Genomic DNA, 4,990 nt, shown 5'->3' with positions numbered 1-4,990 from the left:
GGGGGGGGCGCCGCGCTCGCCCGGGCCGGCGGGGGGGGGGGGGCGGGCGCGGGGCGGGGCCCCCGGGGGGGGGCGCCCCCCGCCCCCCCCGGGGGGGGGGGGCCCCGTTCGATAATGGGGGCATGAGCAATGGGCCCACCAGCGATATGCCGTCCTTCTCGTTGCCGGCCGGACTGCCGCGGCTCGACCGCTGCGCCGTGATGGGCGTGGTCAACGTCACGCCCGACTCCTTCTCGGACGGCGGGCTCTGGTTCGACGCCGCCAAGGCGATCGCGCACGGGCTGGCCCTCCGGGCCCGCGGCGCGGACCTGGTGGACGTCGGCGGCGAGTCCACCCGGCCGGGCACCCAGCGGGTGCCCGAGGACGAGGAGCTGCGCCGGGTGCTGCCGGTGGTGCGCGAGCTGGCCGCCGCCGGGGTGGTGGTGTCGGTCGACACCATGCGGGCCTCGGTCGCCGAGCGGGCCGTGGAGGCCGGTGCCGCGATCGTCAACGACGTCTCCGGCGGGCTCGCCGACCCGGCGATGGCCCGGGTGGTCGCCGAGACCGGCGCGCCCTTCGTGGTCATGCACTGGCGCGGGCAGTCCGCCGACATGGAGCGGCTGGCCGTCTACCGGGACGTCGTGCGGGACGTGGTCGGGGAACTGACCGGGCGGATGGACGCGCTGCTGGCCGCCGGGGTCAAGGAGGACCAGCTGGTCCTCGACCCGGGGCTGGGCTTCGCCAAGACCGCCGAGCACAACTGGGCGCTGCTCGGCCGGCTGGACGCGCTGACCGCGCTCGGCCGTCCCGTCCTCGTCGCGGCTTCGCGCAAGCGGTTCCTGGGTACGCTGCTCGCCGACCCGGAAACCGGGGAACTGCGCCCGGCCCGCGAGCGGGACGACGCGACCGCCGCGGTGTCGGTGCTGTCGGCCCGGGCCGGCGCCTGGGCGGTCCGGGTGCACGACGTGTCCGGTACGGCGGACGCCGTCCGCGTGGTCGCGGCCTGGCAGCGCGCGGCGCGGCTGGGGTGAGGGAGGGTCTGTGACAGGTGACGGCAGGGTGAGCGGCGGGACGGCCGGGAAGGCCCGGGAGGTGGACCTGGAGGCGGTGCTCGCGGCGAACCGGGCGTTCTACGAGGCGCTGGAGCGGGGGGACGTCGAGGCGGTCGAGGAGGCCTGGCTGGGGCCCGAGCACGCCGACGACAAGGGCGGCGTGGTCTGCGTCCACCCCGGCTGGCCGGTGCTGCGCGGGCGGGCGCAGGTGACCCGCTCGTACATGCTGATCATGATGAACACGGAGTACATCCAGTTCTTCCTGACCGATGTCGAGGCCGAGGTGCACGGGGATGTGGCCCTTGTCACGTGCACCGAGAACATCCTCTCCGGGGGCGAGGCCGAGGAGGAGGGGGAACTCGGGCCGCTGGTCGGCGGAAAGGTCGTGTCGAGCAATCTGTTCCGTCGCACCCCGGCCGGGTGGAAGCTCTGGTCGCACCACGGTTCACCCGTTCTGACCAGCGGTGACGAGGACGACGAGGACTGATTCCGGGGGTCGCGGGAATTCGGTGCCGGGCGGTCGCCGGGGAATTTCCGGGTGGTCACCGAACGTTCACGTCAATCGCCATTTCGGTGCGCGTGGCGACGGTTCGTGCCGGGTAGGACGGTCAGGCGTTGTCCGCGCTCGCGGGTAGATTCGAAACGGAGTGGCGGGCGTGATGCCCGTCTTCGCCCTGCCCGTCCATGCCTTCCCCCAGGGCGGGGCCCGTCCGACTGGGAGCAGTGATTCGTTTGCTGGACCGCGTCACCCTGCGGGGGCTGCGAGCCCGGGGCCACCACGGCGTCTTCGAGCGCGAGCGCGTCGAGGGCCAGACCTTCGTGGTCGATCTCGTGCTGTACCTGGACACCCGCCCCGCCGCGTCCGGAGACGACCTCACCCGCACGGCGCACTACGGCATCGTGGCCGAGGAGGTCACCGCGATCATCGCCGGCGAGCCGGTCGACCTGATCGAGACCCTGGCGCAGCGGATCGCCGACCAGTGCCTCAAGCACGACGCGGTCGAGGAGGTCGAGGTCACCGTGCACAAGCCGGACGCCCCGATCACCGTGCCGTTCGACGACGTGACCGTGACCATCCACCGGGGCCGCGCATGACCCCCACCGCGCGCCTGGTTTCCGATGCAGAGGGATTTCTTCGATGAACAGCAGTGACCCGATCGCCGAGCCGAACGCGTTCGACCTGGAGAGCCGGGTGGACTCCGCCGACACCACGCTGCACAGCCAGCGGTGTGCGGTGATCGCGCTCGGCAGCAACCTGGGCAACCGGCTGGACACCCTCCAGGGTGCCGTCGACGCGCTCGCGGACACCCCCGGGCTGAGGATCAAGGCCGTTTCGGCGATCTACGAGACCGAGGCCGTCGGCGGCCCGGAGGAACAGCCCAACTACTACAACGCGGTCGTGGTGCTGCGCACCTCGCTGCCCCCGCGGGACCTGCTGGAGCGCGGCAACGCGATCGAGGACGCCTTCGGACGGGTCCGGGAGGTCCGCTGGGGCCCGCGCACCCTGGACGTCGACATCCTGGCCTACGAGGGCGTGGTCAGCGAGGACCCGCAGCTGCTGCTGCCGCACCCGCGCTCGCACGAGCGTGCCTTCGTGCTCGCCCCCTGGCTGGACGCCCAGCCCGAGGCCGAGGTGCCGGGGCACGGGCTGGTCGGCGCGCTGCTGGAGGCGCTCGGCGGCCCGGACGCGCAGGGCGTGAAGCGCCGCGACGACATCCGGCTGACGCTGCCGGAGTAGCACCGCGCAGGACCCGGCCCCCGCGGCCGGGTCGGCCGGGGCCGCCGGATCGGCCGGGAACTCGGCGACCGGGCCCGGCCGTACGAGTAGATGTCCGCCCGTCCCGTCCCGGTACGGTGGCCTGACGCCGCCGCACCGGGCCACCGGGCGGGCGGTCGGCTCTGGCAACCCCGGGAAGGACCACCTCCGAGTGAAGCTGCTTCGCCTCCGTCTGCTGATCGGCATCACCGCCGCGACGACGGCGCTGTCCTGGGCCGGGTCCAAGCTGTGGGCGTCCCTGGACACGCTGCCGGCCGTACCGGCGGCGGCCCCGGTGGTGCTGGCGGCGGTGGCGGTGGTCCTGCTGGCGACCGCGCTCTCGCTGCGGGCCCGGTTGAAGGCGGTGCGCGAGCGGCAGCCCGGCGCGAAGGGGGTCGACCCGCTGCTGGCGGCCCGGGCGGTGGTGCTCGGCCAGGCCAGCGCGCTGGTATCCGCGGTGGTCACCGGCATCTACGCCGGGGCCGGGATCTACCTGCTCGGCGAACTGGACGTGTCGGCGCGCAAGGACCAGGCGGTGACCGCCGGGCTCGCCGTGCTGGCGGGCGCCGCGGTGATCGCGGCGGCGCTCTGGCTGCAGCACGTGTGCAAGCTGCCGGAGGACCACGACGACCCGGGCGGTCCGGCGGCCTCGCACCGCTGACGGATCGGCCGGATCCGGTCGGACGGCGCTGAGCAGGCCCTTTTTCGTGATCTTGAGTGAAAAGCCGGGCACATGCGGTAAAAAATGCCCACTGTCAAGGGTGGAAGGGGACCCTGGGCTGACACGGCCCCAATTCGCACGCTAGTTTCTTGGCATGTCTCGCGGACGCCACCGTCATTCCTCCGTCCTCGGCCGGGTCTTTCCCCCCACCGCCGCCGGCGTGCTGCTGGTCGCCGCACTGGCCGCTCTGGTCTTCAGTCAGGACACCGTCCTGGTGCGCTCGGTGGGTGTCGCCGCACTGATCGCCACCCTCGGCTTCGCGGTGCTGCTGCGTCAGCGCGACAAGGCGGCCCGGGCGGCCGCCGAGATGTCCGCGGCGCAGCGGCTGCGGGCCGAGGAGCGCTTCGAGGAGCAGCTCGCCGAGGCCGAGTACGCGGCCGAGGTCGCCGAGGAGCGGGCCACCCGCTTCGGCCGGCGGCTGACGGCGGAGAAGTCGCGGCTGGCCAAGGCCGAGACCGAGATCGCCCGGCTGCTCCGGGAGCGGGCCGTGGCGGTCGCCGAGCAGGCGCTCAAGGAGGCCGAGGCGGCCCAGCGGGCGCTCGCCGCGAGCCGCCCCAAGTACCCGGCCAGTCCGGCCGCGTTCGTGCGCGCCGCGTCCGTGCTGCGGCTGCTGGAGCGGCGCGCCGCCGAGCAGGAGGCCGAGCGGGAGCGCACGGCGGGCGCGGAGGTCGCGCTGCGGGCGCGGACGGCTCCGGCCGCTCCGGCCGCTTCGTCGGTCCAGGCCGCGCCGTCCGCTCGGGCCGCTCAGGCCCGTCCGGCCGTGGAGGCCGCCCCGGTTCCGGGTGCGGTGTCCGTGCCCGCCCCGGTGGCGCCCTCGGTGCCGACCCCGGCGCAGGCGCCGGCCGGGCGGACCCCGGTGCAGCCCACGCCGCTGCGCCCGGCGCTGACCGCGACGGTCGGTCAGCTGGGCGGGGCGCCCGGCGCCCCGGCCGTCGGGTCGGCGCCCGCGCCGGCGGAGCGGCAGCGGCCGCGTCCGGTCCAGTCCGGGCAGGTGCGCGGGCAGGGGTTCAGCTTCTTCGGCCGTGGCCAGGGCGCGGCGGTCCGGGCGGCCGTTCCGGCGCCGGCGGTGGGCAGCGTCGCCGAGCTGGGGGAGCGGGCGGACCTGGCGGACGTGGTGGGCGACGAGGCGGTCGCCGCGAAGGCGAAGGCCGAGGCGCAGGAGGCCCGGGAGGCTGTTCCGGAGGTGCCGGTCGAGCACCCGGAGCACCTGGAGCAGCCGGTGCGCGCCGGGGGCGCCGAGCCGGGCGGGGTGACCGTGGTGGACCTGACGCCCGAGGACGAGACCGAACTGATCGAGCTCCCGGAGCTGCGCGCCTCGCGCTGAGCGGCCCGCCGCCGAAGGACACCGACGCCGAAGGACACCGACGCCGAGGGGGGGGGGGGGGGGCCCCCCGCCCCCCCCCCCCGCGGGGGGGGCCCCCGGGGGGGCCGGGGGGGGCGCCCCCGCCCGGGGCGGGCGCCGCGCCCCCGGCGCGGGCGCCC

The 4,990-nt window shown here is 75.6% G+C and carries 6 protein-coding genes; all 6 read left to right on the top strand.

Annotation, left to right across the window (positions count from 1 at the left end; genetic code table 11):
• The first annotated feature begins 122 nt into the window (after positions 1–122).
• The 6 genes from folP (at position 123) to ACFWXO_RS21225 (ending at position 4,832) form a co-directional block, all read left to right on the top strand.
• Positions 123–1,010 carry a dihydropteroate synthase gene (gene folP, locus ACFWXO_RS21250; RefSeq protein ID WP_375888738.1) on the top strand — a complete coding sequence of 296 codons (888 nt, stop codon included), beginning with the start codon at positions 123–125 and terminating at the stop codon, positions 1,008–1,010.
• A gap of 10 nt (positions 1,011–1,020) precedes the next feature.
• Positions 1,021–1,518 carry a nuclear transport factor 2 family protein gene (locus tag ACFWXO_RS21245; RefSeq protein WP_380525365.1) on the top strand — a complete coding sequence of 166 codons (498 nt, stop codon included), beginning with the start codon at positions 1,021–1,023 and terminating at the stop codon, positions 1,516–1,518.
• 248 nt (positions 1,519–1,766) lie between these two features.
• Entirely contained in the window at positions 1,767–2,126 is a 360-nt protein-coding gene (gene folB, locus ACFWXO_RS21240; protein ID WP_030288941.1) for a dihydroneopterin aldolase, read from the top strand.
• Positions 2,127–2,169: 43 nt separating this feature from the next.
• Positions 2,170–2,769 carry a 2-amino-4-hydroxy-6-hydroxymethyldihydropteridine diphosphokinase gene (folK, locus tag ACFWXO_RS21235; RefSeq protein ID WP_375888736.1) on the top strand — a complete coding sequence of 200 codons (600 nt, stop codon included), beginning with the start codon at positions 2,170–2,172 and terminating at the stop codon, positions 2,767–2,769.
• Between the two features lie 190 nt (positions 2,770–2,959).
• Positions 2,960–3,448: a DUF3180 domain-containing protein gene (locus ACFWXO_RS21230; RefSeq protein WP_375888734.1), complete on the top strand. Its 489-nt coding sequence runs from the start codon at positions 2,960–2,962 to the stop codon at positions 3,446–3,448.
• Positions 3,449–3,602: 154 nt separating this feature from the next.
• Complete coding sequence (locus ACFWXO_RS21225; RefSeq protein WP_380525364.1) at positions 3,603–4,832, top strand: hypothetical protein; 1,230 nt, start codon at positions 3,603–3,605, stop codon at positions 4,830–4,832.
• Positions 4,833–4,990 lie beyond the last annotated feature (158 nt).

The organism is Kitasatospora sp. NPDC059088, assembly GCF_042738155.1.
In the GTDB taxonomy this organism is placed as follows: Bacteria; Actinomycetota; Actinomycetes; order Streptomycetales; family Streptomycetaceae; genus Kitasatospora.
The sequence above is the reverse complement of the archived record's forward strand: the minus strand, read 5'-3'. Positions and strand labels throughout refer to the sequence as shown.

Bases quoted from the DNA above. Each gene is read 5' to 3' on its own strand.
- folP (WP_375888738.1), top strand. From the start codon at position 123: ATGAGCAATGGGCCCACCAGCGATATGCCGTCCTTCTCGTTGCCGGCC.
- folK (WP_375888736.1), top strand. From the start codon at position 2,170: ATGAACAGCAGTGACCCGATCGCCGAGCCGAACGCGTTCGACCTGGAG.
- ACFWXO_RS21225 (WP_380525364.1), top strand. From the start codon at position 3,603: ATGTCTCGCGGACGCCACCGTCATTCCTCCGTCCTCGGCCGGGTCTTT.